The 17,557-nt window shown below is 65.6% G+C and carries 12 protein-coding genes; 2 read left to right on the forward strand and 10 right to left on the reverse strand.

The features are described from left to right. From ACOJTD_RS23425 to ACOJTD_RS23450, 6 genes are all read right to left on the reverse strand, one after another. Positions 1–1,581, reverse strand: coding sequence for an ABC transporter substrate-binding protein (locus ACOJTD_RS23425; RefSeq protein ID WP_420135247.1), 1,581 nt, complete (start codon positions 1,579–1,581; stop codon positions 1–3). 79 nt (positions 1,582–1,660) lie between these two features. Then, positions 1,661–3,250 (reverse strand): acetolactate synthase large subunit, encoded by a 1,590-nt coding sequence (locus ACOJTD_RS23430; RefSeq protein WP_420135248.1) that lies wholly within the window; start codon positions 3,248–3,250, stop codon positions 1,661–1,663. Then, the gene (locus tag ACOJTD_RS23435) at positions 3,250–4,548 is read right to left on the reverse strand and encodes an ArgE/DapE family deacylase (RefSeq protein ID WP_420135249.1); all 1,299 of its coding nucleotides are present in this window, start codon (positions 4,546–4,548) and stop codon (positions 3,250–3,252) included. Before ACOJTD_RS23435 ends, ACOJTD_RS23430 begins: the two co-directional genes overlap by 1 nt. A gap of 48 nt (positions 4,549–4,596) precedes the next feature. After that, the gene (locus ACOJTD_RS23440) at positions 4,597–6,048 is read right to left on the reverse strand and encodes an NAD-dependent succinate-semialdehyde dehydrogenase (protein ID WP_420135250.1); all 1,452 of its coding nucleotides are present in this window, start codon (positions 6,046–6,048) and stop codon (positions 4,597–4,599) included. Positions 6,049–6,084: 36 nt separating this feature from the next. Continuing rightward, positions 6,085–7,359 carry a 4-aminobutyrate--2-oxoglutarate transaminase gene (gabT, locus tag ACOJTD_RS23445; RefSeq protein WP_420135251.1) on the reverse strand — a complete coding sequence of 425 codons (1,275 nt, stop codon included), beginning with the start codon at positions 7,357–7,359 and terminating at the stop codon, positions 6,085–6,087. A gap of 170 nt (positions 7,360–7,529) precedes the next feature. Continuing rightward, positions 7,530–8,420, reverse strand: a complete 891-nt coding sequence (locus ACOJTD_RS23450) for a LysR substrate-binding domain-containing protein (RefSeq protein ID WP_420135252.1) — start codon at positions 8,418–8,420, stop codon at positions 7,530–7,532. 289 nt (positions 8,421–8,709) lie between these two features. On the opposite strand from ACOJTD_RS23450, the gene ACOJTD_RS23455 reads away from it, so the two are divergent. Further along, positions 8,710–10,998 carry a molybdopterin guanine dinucleotide-containing S/N-oxide reductase gene (locus ACOJTD_RS23455; protein ID WP_420135253.1) on the forward strand — a complete coding sequence of 763 codons (2,289 nt, stop codon included), beginning with the start codon at positions 8,710–8,712 and terminating at the stop codon, positions 10,996–10,998. A 95-nt stretch (positions 10,999–11,093) separates the two neighbouring features. Here the strand turns inward: ACOJTD_RS23455 and ACOJTD_RS23460 are convergent, their stop codons facing one another. Next, complete coding sequence (locus ACOJTD_RS23460; RefSeq protein WP_420135254.1) at positions 11,094–11,489, reverse strand: VOC family protein; 396 nt, start codon at positions 11,487–11,489, stop codon at positions 11,094–11,096. Positions 11,490–11,970: 481 nt separating this feature from the next. On the opposite strand from ACOJTD_RS23460, the gene ACOJTD_RS23465 reads away from it, so the two are divergent. Further along, positions 11,971–13,944, forward strand: a complete 1,974-nt coding sequence (locus ACOJTD_RS23465) for a sigma-54-dependent Fis family transcriptional regulator (protein WP_420135255.1) — start codon at positions 11,971–11,973, stop codon at positions 13,942–13,944. 122 nt (positions 13,945–14,066) lie between these two features. On the opposite strand, the gene ACOJTD_RS23470 is transcribed toward ACOJTD_RS23465, so the two are convergent. From ACOJTD_RS23470 to ACOJTD_RS23480, 3 genes are read right to left on the reverse strand one after another with little or no spacing between them, the layout of a single operon-like run. Next, positions 14,067–15,695 carry a molecular chaperone GroEL gene (locus ACOJTD_RS23470; RefSeq protein WP_420135256.1) on the reverse strand — a complete coding sequence of 543 codons (1,629 nt, stop codon included), beginning with the start codon at positions 15,693–15,695 and terminating at the stop codon, positions 14,067–14,069. 18 nt (positions 15,696–15,713) lie between these two features. Continuing rightward, positions 15,714–16,487 carry a metal-sulfur cluster assembly factor gene (locus tag ACOJTD_RS23475; RefSeq protein ID WP_420135257.1) on the reverse strand — a complete coding sequence of 258 codons (774 nt, stop codon included), beginning with the start codon at positions 16,485–16,487 and terminating at the stop codon, positions 15,714–15,716. Positions 16,488–16,491: 4 nt separating this feature from the next. Then, the gene (locus ACOJTD_RS23480) at positions 16,492–17,532 is read right to left on the reverse strand and encodes an amidohydrolase family protein (RefSeq protein WP_420135258.1); all 1,041 of its coding nucleotides are present in this window, start codon (positions 17,530–17,532) and stop codon (positions 16,492–16,494) included. Between the last annotated feature and the right edge of the window lie 25 nt (positions 17,533–17,557).

The following is a 17,557-nucleotide window of genomic DNA, read 5'->3' on the forward strand; positions in this document are numbered from 1 at the left end:
CTAAACCGTTCCGAAGGTGTCGTGCACGCCGATCGCGGTGGTCACGACGTTCTTCAGCCGCTTGTCCATGAAGTTCGGATAGTCGATCTCGAGCAGCCAGGCGACCGGCACTTCCTCGACCATGATCTTCTGCAGCGCGCTATAGGCTTCCTGACGCTTGTCGTCCGAGGTCGCAACCGCGGCCTCCTCGAACAGCCGGTCGACTTCCGGGTTGCTGTAGCCGCAAGTGTTGGAGAACAGGATGCCCTTGCGGATGTTGGACGAAACATAGCTGCGCGACACGCCGAGCGCCGGATCGCCGAACTGATAGACAGTGGTCGTGGTGGTGGAGAAATCCCAATTGCTGAACTTGTCGGCCCAACCGGCGACGTCGATGCCCTGCAATTGCAGATCGATGCCGACGCGGGCGAGCGACTGGCGCAGGAATTCGGACGTCCGCTGATGCGTCTCTCCGTAAGGCGGCACCAGGAACGGAATCGACACACGCTTGCCGTCGGGACCCGGCTTCAGCCCCATCTCGTCGAGCAGTGCCTTGGCCTTGTCGGGCGAGAAGTCGTAGTTCTTGACGTTCTTCTCATAGAACTTGGTCTTCGACGACACCGGACCGGTCGCGACCTTGCCGAGGCCGAAGTAGATGCGGTTGAGCAGCGCCTTGCGATCAATCGCGTACATCACCGCCTGGCGGAACCGCTTGTCGTTCATCGGCGCGATGCGGGTGTTGAACTCGAGCCAGGTATGCGGCGCGAAGAATTCGTAGCCCTTGGTGGTCATCGTCAAATTGGGCAGCTTCGACAGCCGCGGCACCTCGAACAGCTCGACGTCGGTCCACTGCGTCAGCTGAACCGTGCCCTGCTCCAGCGCCACCGAGCGCGACGCGGAGTCCGGAATGACCCGATAGATGATCTCGTCGAGATACGGCTCGCCCGGGCGATAATAGCCTTCGTGCCGGACGAGGTGGACGTGCGAGCCGCGTACCCATTCCTTCAGCTTGAACGGGCCCGAGCCGATCGCCTTGGCGTTGGCCGGGTTCTTGCGATAGTCGGTGCCCTCATAGATGTGCTTCGGCACGATCGGCGCCGTGGTGCAGTCGAACGCAGTGAGGAACGGCGCGAACGGCGTCTTCAGCTTGAACACCACCGTGAGCGGATCCGGGGCTTCGGCCTTCTCGACGCGCGAGAAGGTGTTGCGGGCCCGCGCGTGGTTCTCCATCAGAATCTTCGTGATCGAGAACACCACGTCTTCCGAAGTCAGCGGCGTGCCGTCGTGGAAGGTGATGTTGGGGAACAGCTTGAAGGTGTAGGTCAGCTTGTCCGGCGACACTTCCCAGGACTGGGCCAGGCCCGGGATTGGCTTGAGGTCGAAATCGTAGCGCAGCAGGCTCTCGTAGATCTTGCCGCCGAGCGTCAGCGTCGGCTGCTGCTGATTGAGCGCCGTCACAAGGATGGGCGGCTCCGGCTGGATGATGGTGTTGAGCGTGCCACCCTTGGTCTGCCCCGCCGCGCGCGTGATGCCGAGCGGAATGCCGCCGATGCCGAGCGCGCCGGCCATCAGGCCCAATTTGGCGAATTCACGTCTGTTCATGCCATCCCCCGCGTTACAAGAAGTTGAAACTGATCGATCGACCATGAGGTCGCAAATCGTGACGAAGACGGTCCCCGCATCAGACCATCGCCTCGATGAGATACGGGCCACGCCGCGTCAGCGCCGCGTCGAGCGCCCGGCTGAATTCCGCCAGCGTGGTGGCGCGGCTCGCCTCGACGCCGAGGCCTTGCGCCATCTTGGTCCAGTCGAGTTCCGGCTGATCGAGCTGCAGCATCCGCTGCGCGTTGCGCCCCGGCGTCTGCGCGCCGACCTTGCTCATCTCGCCCCACAGCGTCGCATAGGAGCGGTTCGAGAACACGATGGTCAGCACGTCGAGGTTCTCACGGGCGTGGGTCCACAGCCCCTGCACCGTGTACATGCCGCTGCCGTCTGCCTGCAGATTGATGACCTTGCGGTCCGGGCACGCGACAGCAGCGCCGGCCGCCATCGGAATGCCGATCCCGATCGCGCCGCCGGTGATCTGCAGATAATCGTGCGGCGCGGCGTCGTAGGAGTAATCGAAGAACCCCGACGAGGTCAGCGCCTCGTCGCAGACGATCGCCTGATCGGGCAGCCGGGCTGCGACCAGTCGGTTGACGATGTCGACCGTCAGCGCGTCGCCGGCACCGGCCGCCGGCGCGGCGACGGCGAACGGCTTGACCGCGACCGGCTCGCTCGGTGCGTTCACTTCGTCGGCCAGCCATTCCAGCGCCTGCACCAGATCCTGATCGGGCGCGGCGAGTTGGACGATCTCGCAATTCGGCGGCGTCAAGCGGCCCGGACGGTTCGGATAGGCGAAGAACGACACCGGCTCCTTGGCACCGATCAGAACCACCATGTCGACGTCGCGCAGCATGTCGAGGCCGACGTCGTGCATCATCGACAGCTTGGCGATCGGCGCGCGGCCGCGGCCACGTTGGATGCGGCCGTTGGTGCCCTGCGCGTAAATCTCCACGCCGGCGCTACGGCGAATGTTGTCGGCGATCTGCAGCGGGCGTTCGCGCAACGCTGCGCCCGTGAGCACCAGCACCACCTTGCGCTTGGTGCGGATCGCATCACCAATGCGTGCCACCGTCTCCTGCTGCAGCGGCGTCTGCGGCAGACGCTTGCCGCGCACCGGCGCCGAGCGATAGACGTGCTCGTTCCACGCCATGTCGGCCGGCAGGATCAGCGTCGAAATGCCCGGCGCCATGCTCTGCGCCCACGCCTCGGCGACGTCCTGATCGATCCGCACCGGATCCGCGATCCGCTTCACCCAGCGCGACATCGGCCGCGCCAGCGAGTCGATGTCGCTGGTCAGCGGCGCATCGAGCGGCAGATGATCGACTGCGTGATCGCCAACGACGTTGATCATCCGCGACTGCGCGCGCCGCGCGTTGTGCATGTTCGCGAGGCCGTTGGCGAGGCCGGGACCGAGATGCAGCAGCGTCACCGCCGGGCGATCGGTCATCCGCGCATAGCCGTCCGCGGCGCCGGTGACGACGCCTTCGAACAGGCCGAGGATGCACCTCATCCGCGGCTGCCGGTCGAGCGCCGCCACGAAGTGCATCTCCGACGTGCCGGGATTGGCGAAGCAGACGTCGACCTCGTGTGCCAGCAGCGCATCGCAGAGCCGGTCCGCTCCCGTCATCGATTGCACGGCAGACGCCGCCGGAGCCGCGACAGTCATCACAGCTTCCTCAGCCCGCACCACTGCGCGACGAACAGCGCGATGCTCAGCGTCGTCTTGCGCAGGCTTTCGAGATCGATGCGCTCGTTGAAGGCGTGCGGCCCCTCGCCGTAAGGACCGTAGCACAGCGCCGGAATGCCGTAGTCGACCGAGTAGTACCGAGTGTCGTTGACGGCCGTCGACAGGCGGGCGTCGAGCGGCGCCTTGAAGGCGGCCTGGTGGGCGCTGGTGAGCACGGCTTCGGCCTCGCTGCCCGGCTCGCACACCGCCGGATCGGCCTGGAAGCCGCTCCAGATCAGTTCGGCAGGGTTCTCCGACAGGAAGCTGTCGGTCGCCTGCGCGTCGGCGAGGCACTTCTCGATGCCGCGCATCGCTTCCTGCGGCGTATCGCCGGTCAGCAGGCCCAGCCGGCAATCGACTTCGCACCATGCCGAGGTCGAGCTCGCCCAGTCGCCGCCCTTGATGATGCCGACGTTGAACTTGATCGGATTCTTGACCTGGCCGAACCAGGGATCGCGCACCGCCGCCGCATTCAGAGTCTTGGTGTACTCCTCAAAGGCACGGACCAGATGCATCGCCGACAGGATGGCGCTGGTGCCCGTCTCCGAATAGGCGACGTGCACCGGCGTGCCGCGCACCCGCAGCCTGAACCAGACAGCGCCGACCTGCGCGCGCGTCAGCGTATGTCCGGTCGGCTCGGGGATCAGGCACGCATCGGCGCGATAACCGCGCATCAGCGTCGAGAGCGCGCCGTTGCCGGTGCTCTCCTCTTCGGTCACCGTCTGCACGTGCACGCGCGCATCGGGCACGTAGCCCGCGGCGCGGATCGCATCGAGCGCGAAGATCATTGCCGACACGCCGCCCTTCATGTCCTGCGCGCCGCGGCCGATCATCCAGCCGTCGCGGACGGTCGCGGCGAAGGGCGGATCGCTCCACAGATCGACCGGGCCTTCCGGCACGACGTCGATGTGGCCCTGCAGGATCAGGCTGCGGCCTTTGCCGTCGTAATCAGGCGTGGCGACGACCTGCATGGAGCCGGCCGGATCGATCGTGTCCATCGGCGCCGCCTTCGGATGGCTGGCGATATCGACGTCGGCGAGGCTGAAGGTGTCGACCTTGTAGCCGCGATCGGCGAATTGCTGCGCCAGCCACGCCTGCTGCGGCGCCTCTTCGCCGCGCAGGCTTCGGAACTGCACCATACGCTGGAGAAACGCGACCTGGTCGTCGAAGTTGCGATCGACAGCGGCGCGCAGAGCCTCGGTGATCGCATCCGGTTTGGTCAATGTGTCAGTCGCCACGTCCTTGTCTCCCCTGAATCTGAAAGTCGTCGCAATGCAGCAGCAGTGTCAGCGATCGAGACCGCCGAGCAGGATGTACTTGGTCTCGACGTACTCCTCGATGCCGTGGCGCGAGCCTTCGCGGCCGAGGCCCGACTGCTTGACGCCGCCGAACGGCACCACGTCGGCGCCCAGCAGTGCCGAGTTGACGCCGACCATGCCGGACTCCAGCGCTTCGGCGACCCGGAACACCCGCCCGAGATCACGCGCGTAGAAGTAAGCGGCCAGACCGAACGGCGAGTCGTTGGCCTGCGCAATCACATCGGCTTCGTCGGTGAAGCGATACACCGGCGCGACCGGACCGAACGTCTCCTCGCGGGTGATCACCATGTCCGTTGTGACGCCGGACAGCACCGTCGGCTCGAAGAAGGTGCGGCCGAGCGCGTGCCGCTTGCCGCCGAGCACCGCCTTGGCGCCCTTGCCGACCGCGTCGGCGACATGGCGCTCGACCTTCGCGATCGCCTCCTTGGTGATCAGCGGTCCCTGCGTCACACCGGCGTCGACACCGTTACCGACCTGCAGCGTCGCCACTTTGGCGGTGAGCTTCTCGACGAAGGTGTCGTAGATGCCATCCTGCGCGTAGATGCGATTGGCGCAGACACAGGTCTGCCCCATGTTGCGAAACTTCGACGTGATCACGCCCTCGACCGCGGCATCGAGATCGGCGTCGTCGAACACGATGAACGGCGCGTTGCCGCCGAGCTCGAGACCGACCTTCTTCACGGTCGAGGCGGCCTGGCGCATCAGGATCTTGCCGACTTCGGTCGAGCCGGTGAAGCTGATAGCTCGAACTACCGGGCTCTCCGTCCAGGCGCGGCCGATCGCCGGTGCATCGCCGGTGACGATGTTGAGGACGCCGGCCGGGAAACCGGCACGCTGCGCCAGCACGCCGAGCGCCAGAGCCGTCAACGGCGTTTCCGGCGCCGGCTTGATCACCACGGTGCAGCCGGCGGCGAGCGCCGGTGCAACCTTGCGGGTGATCATCGCGGCGGGGAAATTCCACGGCGTGATCGCCGCAACGACGCCGACGGGCTGGCGGATCACCATGGTGCGGGCGTCGGCGCGATGCGAGGGAATCGTCTCGCCGTAGATGCGCCGCGCTTCCTCGGAATAGAACTCGACGAACGAGGCCGCGTAGTCGATCTCGCCAAGCGCTTCCGTCAGCGGCTTGCCCTGCTCGCGCGTGAGCAGCAGCGCCAGCTCTTCACGATTGGCGATGATCTGGTCGAACCACGCGCGCAGCATGGTCGCGCGCTGCTTGGCGAGCAGCTTCGACCACTGCCGGAAGGCGATATCGGCGGCGCGCAACGCCTCTTCGGCTTCGTCGGCGCCGAAATGCGGCACCGCGCCGAGACGTTCGCCGGTTGCCGGATTGAGCACGGCGTCAACCGGCTCGCCACACCACTTGCCACCAATCAGGCAGCGTTCGACCAACAGGCCCGGATCACTCGTCATGAGCATCTCGATGAGTCCTATTTCGGCGCAGCGCGCCCAGTCCTAAGCGGCGAGGCAGCGCTCCAGGATCGCCAACCCTTCGTCGACGATCGCATCGGACGCCGTAAGCGGCACCAGAATGCGAATAGTGTTGGCGGCAGTGCCGCACGACAGCAGGATCAAGCCATTCTCGTGCGCCAGACGCGTCACGCGCTTGGTCGTCTCGGCGTCCGGCTCGTTGCTGCCGCGCTGCTTGAGAATGTCGAACGCCACCATCGCGCCGGGTCCGCGCGCGGCCGACGTCGGCACCAGCGTGTTCGACAGCGCGAAGCGATCGATCGCAGCGCGCAGCCGCTCCCCGATCTGATTGGCGCGGGCGATCAGGTTCTCTTCCTCGAACACGTCGAGCACCGCGAGTGCAGCAGCGCAGGCCAGCGGATTGCCCGCATAAGTGCCGCCGAGGCCGCCCGGCTCGGCCGCGTCCATGATCGCGGCGCGGCCGACCACACCCGACAGCGGCAAGCCGCCGGCGAGACTCTTGGCGACGCAGACGATGTCCGCCTGAACGTCGTAGTGCTCCATCGCGAACATCTTGCCGGTGCGACCGAAGCCGGTCTGCACTTCGTCGGCGATCAGCACGATGCCGTTCTCGTCGCACAGCCTGCGCAGGCCACGCATCAATTCCGGCGGCGCCTGATGGAATCCACCCTCGCCTTGCACCGGCTCGATGATGATCGCGGCGACCTGCGACGCGTCGATATCCGCCTTGAACACGAAGGATACGCAGCGCAGCGCGTCTTCGACGCTGACGTCGCTACCCGGAACAGGAAACGGCACATGCCAGACGCCCGGCAGCGGCGGACCGAGCGCTTTCTTGTAGGGAATGACCTTGCCGGTCATTGCCGACGCAAAGGCGGTGCGGCCGTGGAAACCGCCGGTGAACGCAATCACGCCGCTACGCCCGGTCGCGGCGCGAGCGATCTTGACCGCGTTTTCGGTGGCTTCCGCACCCGTGCTGAGTAGGATCGACTTCAGAGGGCCGTTGATCGGCGCCAACTGATTCAGCCGCTCGGCGAGCCTGATGTAGCCTTCGTAGGGCGCCACCTGAAAGCAGGTGTGGGTGAAACGATCGAGCTGTTCGCGGATCGCCGCGACGATGCGCGGATGGCAATGGCCGGTGTTGAGCACGGCAATGCCACCGGCGAAATCAACGTAGCGCTTACCTTCGACGTCCCAAATCTCACTATTTAGCGCACGCGCCGCGAAGACCGGCGTCGCCTGGCTGACGCCCCGCACGACAGCCGTCTGCCTGCGCGCCAGCAATTCACTATTCGTCATCAGCTCTCTCCCGAACTGATGACGACGCTAATGCGACAAGGAGGACAATCAATCAGCTTGTAAGTTCGATCTGGTGACTTGCATGCACCAATCGGAAAACGCTGCACGATCGCGAGCAAATGTTGGCGCTTTGTTGAGCGATCCGCCCAACGCGCAGCCAAACGGCGCCATCAGAGCTCCGCAAGCACCCGCTTCAGCCAATTCCGCAGCGCAACGATCTCCGGATCGTCCCAGCGCTCTTTGAGCGCGACGAGTTGATACGTCTCCATATAGACCGACGACGTGATCACCTCGACCAGTGCGCCGGAACGCAGATCTTCCTCGACGAGCACCTCGTTTCCGAGCGCAACGCCCTGCCCGAGCCGCGCCGCTTCGATCGCCAGATGCGCGTGCCACAGCCGCTGGCCGCGCAACGGCGGTAGATCGTCGAGCCCCGCGAGCTCGAACCAGCGCGACCATTGCGTGGTGGATTCTTCGTGGATCAGCGCGATCTTCGAGAGGTCTTCGAGACTGGTGATGGCCGGATAGCGCGCCAGATAAGCGGGGCTGGCGACTGGAAACACGCGCGGACGCAAAAGAATCTCGGCCATCAACGGACCGCGGGAATCAATCACGTCGGCGTAGACGATTTCTGCATCGGCCTCCGCGCGCAGCAGGTCGGGATGTGTCAGCGTCGGCTGCAGATTCACCTCCCAGTTGCGCGGTGGCCCGGTCAGTTCCGGCAGACGGGACAGCAGCAGGCGATTGGCGATGCCGGGAATGCACCAGATGTTCAGGGTCGGAAGCGACGACGGCCGTGCGCTCGTCGTTGCGCGCGCGATGATGTCGAAGGCTTGCGAAATCTGCGCATGAAAGCTGGCCCCGGCTTCGGTCAAGATCACGCCGCGGCCTTCGCCGCGCACCAGCGCTACACCGAGAAACTTCTGCAGGTTTTGTAAATGCCGCGACACCACGGTGTGGCTCACGGCGAGTTCATCGCCCGCAGCGCGGACGCTGCCGGTGCGTCCGACAGCCTCGAAGGCACGCAGCGCGATCAGAGACGGCAACCGACGACGCGTCATGGGCGTTGCATCTCGGGATCGGTGTAACGACGCATGTACATTATCTCTTTGTCACCTCTGCGCGGCTGTGCGCATTCGTGTTCTGCCGCGATGGAAATTCGCGCAGTCGACGAACTCTTCCCTCTTGTCGCACGCCGAAGCAACCGTCACAAATGTCTGCCTTTCCCCGCGCTGCGCATGTCCAGCTCGTCGCCATGACATTTCGCTCAATTTCGAACGATTACAAACAATACGGCGTCGGCATGTTCGCCGATCATTGCCACCAAGAAGATCGACGGAGATCAACGGGATGAATGACGACTGGAGCACGCACAGTTCGCACTGGGGCGCCTTCTCGGCACGATGGGATGGCCAGGATGTCGAGGTCGAGCCCGACGCGGGCGATCCCGCGCCGTCACCGATCCTCGGCAACTTCACGGACTCGCTGCGGCACAAGGCGCGGCTCGAACGGCCGATGGTGCGCAAGAGCTGGCTCGCGAAGACCGGCGAGCCGCGCGGCTTCGATGGTGCCTTCGTGGCGATGCCGTGGGACGAAGTGCTCGATCTGCTCGCCGCCGAACTGTCGCGCGTCCACAAGGGGTACGGCGCCGAGTCCATCTACGGCGGCTCCTACGGCTGGGCCAGTGCCGGGCGCTTCCATCACGCGCAGAGCCAGATCCATCGCTTCCTGAACGTCGCCTTCGGCGGCTATGTCCGCTCGGTCAACAGCTACAGCGCGGGTGCATCCGCGGTGATCCTGCCGCATGTGCTGGGTTCGTTCGAAGCGCTGTCGCGGCGCAACGTGACCTGGCAACAGGTCAGCGAGCACACCGACACGGTGCTGGCGTTCGGCGGCATGGCGCTGAAGAATTCGATGGTGGCGAGCGGCGGCATCAGCCGTCACGTCGAACGCGATGCGATGCGCAAGGCGGCGCAGCGCGGCACGCGCTTCTACTGCATCAGCCCACTCCGCGACGACCTGCCCGAGCAGGCTGCGGCGACCTGGCTGCCGATCCGGGTCGGCTCCGACGTTGCGTTGATGCTGGGGCTCGCACACAGTTTGGTTGCCAAGAACCTGCACGATCGCGACTTCCTCGCGCGCTACTGCACCGGCTACGAGCTCTTCGAACGCTATCTCCTCGGCCTCGATGACGCCCAGCCGAAAGATGCGAGCTGGGCATCGGCGGTCACCGGCATGGACGCCGCCGAGATCATCGCGCTGGCCCGCCGCGCCGCGCAGGGACGCACGCTGGTCACCGTGTCGCATTCTCTGCAACGCGCGCAGTATGGCGAGCAGCCGGTGTGGATGGGCGCGGTGCTCGCAGCGATGCTCGGCCAAATCGGCTTGCCCGGCGGCGGCTACAACTACGCACTCGGCGCACTCGGCCACACTGGACGGCGCGTCAACGCCGTGCCGATTCCAACGATGCCACAGGGCCGCAACGGCGTCGAAGCGTTCATTCCGGTCGCGCGTATCAGTGACATGCTGCTCAATCCGGGCCAGCCGTTCGACTATAATGGCCGCTCGCTGCGCTATCCGGAAATCAAGCTGGTGTACTGGGCCGGCGGCAATCCTTTTCATCATCACCAGGACATCAACCGCCTGCGCCGCGCCTTCAACGTGCCGCAGACTATCGTCGTGCACGAAACCGCATGGACCCCGACGGCGCGGTTCGCCGACATCGTGCTACCCGCGACGATGACGCTGGAGCGCGACGACATCGGCGCCGCCGCGACCGATCCGCGGCTGATCGCGATGCGCAAGGTGGCGCCGCCGGTCGGCGAAGCGCGCGACGACTTCGAGATCTTCGCGGCGCTCGCGCGCCGGCTCGGCGTCGAGCAGGCTTACACCGAAGGCCGCGACAGCCGGCAATGGCTGGAACATCTCTATGAGACCACGCGGACCGCGCTGGCCGCCAAGGGCTGGGACGCGCCGTCGTTCGACGAGTTCTGGCGCCGCGGCGAGCTGGCGCTGCCGTCCGAGCCCGACGACGGCGGCCTGCTCCGCGCCTTCCGCGACGATCCCGAGGCTGGCAAGCTGCCGACGCCAAGCGGGAAAATCGAAGTGTTCTCGCAGACCATCGCGGGCTACGACTACGCCGATTGCCCCGGACATCCGACATGGCTGCCGCCGGCTGATCAGCCGACCGAGCGTCATTCGCTGACGCTAATCGCTAATCAGCCTGCGACGCGGCTGCACAGTCAGCTCGACTTCGGCCGCTACAGCCAGTCGAGCAAGATCGCGGGACGCGAGGTCGTGCGTCTCAATCCACTCGATGCGCAGGCGCGCGGCATCACAGCAGGCGACATCGTCCGTCTCTTCAACGATCGCGGCGCCTGCCTCGCCGCCGCGGCGATCTCCGATCAGGTCGCGCGCGGAGTGATCCATCTGCCGACCGGCGCGTGGTACGACCCGCTGCCTGGCGGCGGCGATCAGCCACTGTGCGTGCACGGCAATCCGAACGTGCTGACGCGCGACATCGGCACGTCGCGGCTGGCGCAAGGTTGCACCGGCCAGGTGACTATCGTCGAATGCGAGAAGTACACCGGCCCGCTGCCGCCGATCCGCGCCTACGATCCGCCGACACCAATCGGCTAAGCGGGCCGTGATCGTGACGAAGCACTGACGACTGGTCGCAGCGCCGTAACGATGTTGCGACCGTGGGCGCGGCCGACGTAATGGGCCGGCTGAAGTCAGGCGAACCGGCCGCCCTTCTGGATCACTTCGATCTTGTAACCGTCGGGATCTGTGGCGAAGAAGAACCGCGCCAGCACAGCGCCGCCGTGCTGCAATTCGCGAAGCGGTCCAGGACCGAGGTTTTCGCGCTCGAAACGGGCATGCTCCGCCGCCAGATCATCGACCACCACAGCGAGATGACCATAGCCGTCGCCGAGCTGATAGGGCTCGGTGCGACCGGCATTGACGGTGAGTTCGAGCTCGAACGGCGACGACGGATGCCGTAGATAGATCAGCGCAAAGTCAGGGAATGCGATGCGGTCTGCCGGCTCGAGCCCGAAAGCCTTGCGATAGTAGGTCAACGACCGTGCCTCATCGAGCACGCGGATCATCGAATGAACCGGCTTCGCCATCGTACACTTCCTCTACCTGATGAGATCAGCAACGCCGCGCGTCTCACTCATCCTGATCAACGTCAACTACACGCGCGAAGTCGAAAGGCGGCAGGAGCGCTTGCCTGCGTGCCGCGTAGTCGCTGTCATTCCGCAGCGCAAACAACGACCACATCTAACCGCACTGCAGCAACGATTTTTGGCCGTGCGGGGCGTTCACATGCGACTCTTTCTTGCGACTTCGTAAAGGAGGTATAGGCTCACCATTTGCGAGTTGTCTATCTTCTAAGTGAAAGCGCTCGCGCGGGACAAGACAACGATCGAATGCGCTGTCGCTGAGCGGTCCAGGACCGACGTGGTCGGTCGTGCGCCGCTGTCGGCAGCTGATTTTGACGACTGCGAAACGACTTTCGCTGAGGTAGCGACTTGCGGGCGGGATACGGCCTTAATTGAGCACCTGCTTCGTGACAGCCTCGACACCCATGACGCCAAGGGAGCCGACATGGACCAGCGAGACGTACGCGCCGCCTGGGAACGCTTCGTCGAACGAGGCGCACTGCCGAACGAACTCCGAACTCATGTGGCAAACTCGTGGCAGCGGTCGCGCGGCCACCAGGTGGCAATCGATCGCGACAAGGCGCCACTGGTCGCCGAAGCCGAGCTGTTCCGGCAGCGCGCCAAGCACGTCTCGCTCAGGCACGCTGCCCGCAACGCGCTGGAGAGCTCCCGGACCTTTTTGAGCGATGCGCATTCGATCATGATCCTCACCGATCCGTCGGGTCTGATCATCGACACCGAAGGCGATGCGCGTGTGATCGATGCGGGCCGGGCGGTGCATCTCGAGCATGGCGGACGCTGGAGCGAGGCGGATATCGGCACCAATGCGATCGGCACCGCGATGGCCGAAGCACGGCCGGTGCAGATCCATGGCGCCGAGCATTTTTGCGCCGAGGTGCAGCGCTGGACCTGCGCGGCCGTGCCGGTGCGCGATCCGGTCGACGGCGAGGTACTTGGCATCGTCGATATCTCCGGTCCTGCGACGACGTTCAATCCTCACAGCCTCGCGCTCGCGGTCTGCGTCGGGCAGCAGGTCGAGAGCGTGCTGGCCCGCGCCATCAAGGAAGATCACGAACGGCTGCTGCAGCACTATCTGGCCAAGCGCGCGCTATGGGCCGCGGACGATTGCCTGCTGATCGATCGACGCGGAACCATCCTTCACGGCAGCGAGCTCGCCCGCAAGGCGATCCGGGACAACGCACGTAGCGACGGCCACGATCCGCCGACGCGAATTCTCAAGCGGCTCGACTTCTCCGAGTGGCCGGCGAAGCTGAAGGAGCTGATCCCGGGCGCGAGCATCGATCTCGTCGCCCATGACGACACTGGCATCGGCGCCGTCGTCGTGCTGCACGCCAGGCGGCGACTGACGGCCGCCGATCGCGGCCTGCAAAAGCAGGATCATCCCGCCGATCTGCGGAAACAGCCCGCACCGACACGCTCGCTGCCGCCGCCGAGCTTGCGCTTTTGCGACGAGACGTCCGCGTTGCGCCAGCCTTGCGTGCCGCCGCGGCGATCACGATCGCTCCCCTCGCCCGCGACCAGCTTCGTCGCCGCAGATCCGGCGGTGCAGGCCGTCGTCCGCCGCGTCGAAGTCGCCGCTGCGCGACAGATGCCGATCCTGATCCGCGGCGAGACCGGCACCGGCAAGGAGCAGCTCGCGCGCCATGCCCACGCGGCCAGCGGCCGCAGCGGCGCATTCGTGCCGGTGAATTGTGCAGCGTTGCCGGACAGCCTGATCGAAGCCGAACTGTTCGGCTACGCCGAGGGCGCATTCACTGGCGCGCGGCGCGGCGGCGCGCCGGGGCTGGTGCAGGAGGCCGATGGCGGCACGCTGTTTCTCGACGAGATCGGCGACATGCCGGTCGCGTTGCAGGCTGTGCTACTACGCCTGATCGACGACTGGACGGTGCGGCCGGTCGGCGGCGCGCGCAAGCGCGTCGATATCTTTCTGGTGTCGGCCACCAATGCCGGCCTGGAAGCCGCCGTCGCCGAGGGCCGCTTCCGCTCCGACCTGCTGTATCGGCTGAACACGCTCGAAGTGACGCTGCCGCGGCTGCGCGAGCGGACCGACTTCGAACTGGTCGTGCGACATCTGATCGACGGCATCGATCCGGGCTGCGAGATCGCTCCGCCGACGATGGCGGCGCTCGCATCGCGGCCCTGGCCCGGCAATATCCGCGAGTTGCGCAACATCCTGGCGCGCATCGCCCTCGCCGGCGACGACGAACCGGGGTCGTCGGCGATCGCCGATCTGATCGGCCAAGCACCGCCGGCGAAGTCGGGATCGCTGCAGGACATGCAGCTCGCCAGCATCCTCGCGGTGCACGCCGAAACGGCCGGCAATGTCAGCGAAACCGCCCGCCGCCTCGGCGTCTCACGCAACACCGTGTACCGCGCGCTGGGACAGACGCCGCGCTGACAGGTAGCACCAAGCTCGTCATGGCCGGGCTCGTCCCGGCCATCCACGTCTTTTCTGCATTTCGATCAGCAAGGCGTGGATGCCCGGGACAAGCCCGGGCATGACGCGTTGATGATCGCGGCCTAGAGCAACTCGGCGCCACCCCCGCGCGCCGGCTCCGCGGTGATGTCGTGATACTCCGGCTTCTTGGCGATCAGCGTCTGCGTCGTCAGGATCAGCGCGGCAACCGAGCCGGCGTTGCGGACGGCCGAGTAGCTGACCTTCACCGGATCGATGATGCCCGACTTGATCATGTCGACCGTCGTGCCGGTGCGCGCGTCGAAGCCATAGCCGTTGCTGGCCTTGGCGACCTTGTCGACCGCGGCGGCGCTATCGCGGCCGCAATTGGCCACGATGCGCGCGAGCGGCTGGCTGAGCGCGCGCTGCACCAGCTCGGCGCCCTGACGCGCACTGCCGTCCAGCTTGCCGATCAGACCGTCGAGCTCCGGCGCCACGCGGATCATCGCGACGCCGCCACCGGGCACCACGCCCTCCTCGATCGCCGCACGCGTCGCGTTGATCGAGTCCTCGATCAGCTGTGCGCGGCGCTTCTGCTCGACTGGCGTCGCACCGCCGGCGAGGATCATCGCGGTGCCGCCGGAGAGTTTGGCGAGCCGCTCCTGGAATTTGTCGCGCTCAATGTTCTCCGGTGCCGCCTCGAATTGCCGCAGCACCTGTTCGCGCCGCGCCTCGATCTCCTTCGCCTTGCCGTGGCCGGCGGTGATCAGCGTCTTCGACGACGAGATCCGCACCTGCCGCGCCGAGCCGAGATCCTCGAGCTTGGCGCGCTCGAGCGTGCCGCCGAGATCGCGCGAGATCACCCGGCCGCCGGTCGCGACTGCGATGTCTTCCAGCATCGCCTTGCGCCAATGGCCGTATTCCGGCGGATGGATCGCCGCGACCTTGACGTTGGTCTTCTCGCGCCGCGACAGCAGCATCATGATCACCGGCGGCGCGACTTCCTCGGCGATGATCAAGAGCGGCCGGCCGCTCTTCTCGATCAGCGCGAACACGCCGGCGAGCTGATCGCTGGTCTGGATCTTGTGATCGGTCATCAGGATGTAGGGCTCGTCGAGCACCACCTGCATCCGCTCCACATCGGTGACCATGTGGTGCGAGAGATAGCCGCGCTCGAACGCCATGCCCTCGACCACTTCAAGCGTCGTCTCGACGGTCGAGCCGAATTCGACCGCGACGATGCCGTGATTGCCGGCGCGCGCGAAGGCTTCGGCGACCATCTCGCCGAGCCGCGGATCGTTGACCGCGATGGTGGCGATGGCGCGGATGCCGTCTGGACCGTTGACGGGCTTGGCCGCGCGCTTCAGCGCCTTGATGGTTTCCTCGACGGCGGCTTCAAGACCTTCGACCAGTTCCACCGCGTTAGCACCGCCGGCCAGCAGCTCGAGCCCATGCTGCACCAGGAAGTCCGCCAGTACGGTCGCCGTGGTGGTGCCGTCACCGGCGACCTCGTTGGTATGCTTGGAGACTTCGCGCAGCACCTGCGCGCCCATGTTCTCGAACGGGCATTCCAGCTCGATCTCGGCCGCAATGCTGACGCCGTCGCGCGACACCAGAGGCGTGCCGATCGGCCGGTCCATCACCGCATTCATGCCCTTCGGCCCCAACGTGCCGCCGACCGCCTTCGCCAGCTTGGCGACCCCTCGCCCGAGCGCTTCGCGCGCCTGGGCATCGTGAAGCATCATCTTAGCCATCGTGATCCTCCCTGGTTTTTATGCGCGCACCACGGGCGCGCGGTTTGTTTGGTCGAGCGGTTTTTCGCAACGGGGCGTCAGCGGAGTCTCGGTATCGAAGCGGACGTGCAACAGCCCGCGACACAGCGCACTGTTGAAGCCGGCATTGACGTCGACGCGCCGCAGCGCGCGGACATAGGTGGCAAGTGTCTCGGCCTGCAGCGGCTCGCCCTCGACATCGACGAAGGCCAGCGTCGACCTGGCGCCGGCAACGACCGGACGCCGCTCCAGATAGCGCGCGACCAGGCGAGCCCCGTCTTCGTCGAGATCCAGCGCCGCGAGTTCGGCGCAGGTCAGCTCGACCAGCACCTCCGGCGCGAAGCCGTCGGCGATCAGATGCGCCAGCAGCGCGCCCTGCCGACGTTGCAACGCCTTCAGAAGGAAGGTGCGCCGCACTTCGCCCAGGTCACCATCGGCTTCGTCACCGAATGTGTCCTGGAACGAGCGCCCCTCCTTCAGGCCGGTGTTGATCTTGTCGGCATACATATGCTCGCCGAGCGTCACCTCGACCGAGCGCACCCACGGCAGCTGCAGCACCGCGGTGCGCATGTCGTCGGCCATCAGGAACGAGAAATTGGCCGCGCACCAATAGGTCGGCAGGCGGAAATCGATGTGGACGCGGTGATCCGCGTCCACATCGACCCGCGTGACGAACTTCAGATCGGTCACCGACTCGTCGAGCTCCGGGTCGGTGACGGTCTGCAAGGCGCGCCAGACCTCGGCTTCGAGGTCCGCGATCGTCACGGCAGCCATGGCTTCACTCCGCCGCGTGAGCTGCGGCGAGATGATCGTAGCCGCCGGCGGCACCGATCCGCTGCTTCTGCGCTTCGATGTCGATGTTGTAGAGCCGCGCCGCGTTGAGCCCGAGGATCTTCTTCTTGGTCTCCAGCGTCAGCACCGAGCCGGTCTCCTTGCTCAGCTCCTCCGGAATCTCGAACGCCATGAAGCGGTCGATCAGCCATTTCGGCGTCCAGATGCCGTAATCGCTGCCGTACAGGATCTTGTCCGGGCCGATCCAGAACAGCAGCTCGGCCATCACATGCGCGAAGTAAGCCGGCCGCGTGTGGATGAACGGCAACGCCACGGCGAGGCCGCCATAGACGTTGGTCTCCTGGGTGGCGATCCAGCAGAAGTCGTCGAGCCGCGGCAGGCCGCAATGTTCGACGATGAAGTTGAGCCCCTGGAACGAGGTCGCGACGTCGTCGATGTCGCCGACATGGAACGAGTCCTTGTTCAGCGGGATGATGGTCGGGCCCTTGTGGACGTGGACGTTCTTGATGCCGAGCTTCTGCGCCTCCTCGAGAAAGCGATACGACTCCTTGTCGTCGAGCCGATAGCCCTTGGAGTCGCCCCGCCATTCCGCGGTGTAGAGCTTGACGCCGGTCAGCTTGTACTTCTCGACGTCGGCGTGAAGTTGCTCCAGCCCCTTGTTGCCGTCGCGGGGGTCGAACGCGCCGTTGAGGATGAAGCGCTCGGGATGCTTCTTCTTCAGCGCCGCATTGCGCTCCACGGTGTTGAAGCCGTTGTTGTAGAAGTCCGTCAGATAGGTCGACTGCAGGATCGCCATGTCGTCATAGCCATGCACGAACAGATCGTCGTGCATGGTCTGCGCGTCGTATTTCTCGAATTTGTCCTGTGGCCACTTCTCTTCGGCCGGGCTGAGGTTCGAGTGATAGGCGTAGAAGCATTCGATGAACTGCTTGCCGTGGATGTTCTTCTGATTGGCCGGGCTACCGTCCCAGAAATGAGTGTGGCCGTCGATCACGAAGATCTCTTCGCCGGATGCCGTCCTGTACATCGCGTTTCTCCCTGTCGTCCCATTC

Source organism: Rhodopseudomonas sp. (genome assembly GCF_048594845.1).
Taxonomy (GTDB): domain Bacteria; phylum Pseudomonadota; class Alphaproteobacteria; order Rhizobiales; family Xanthobacteraceae; genus Rhodopseudomonas.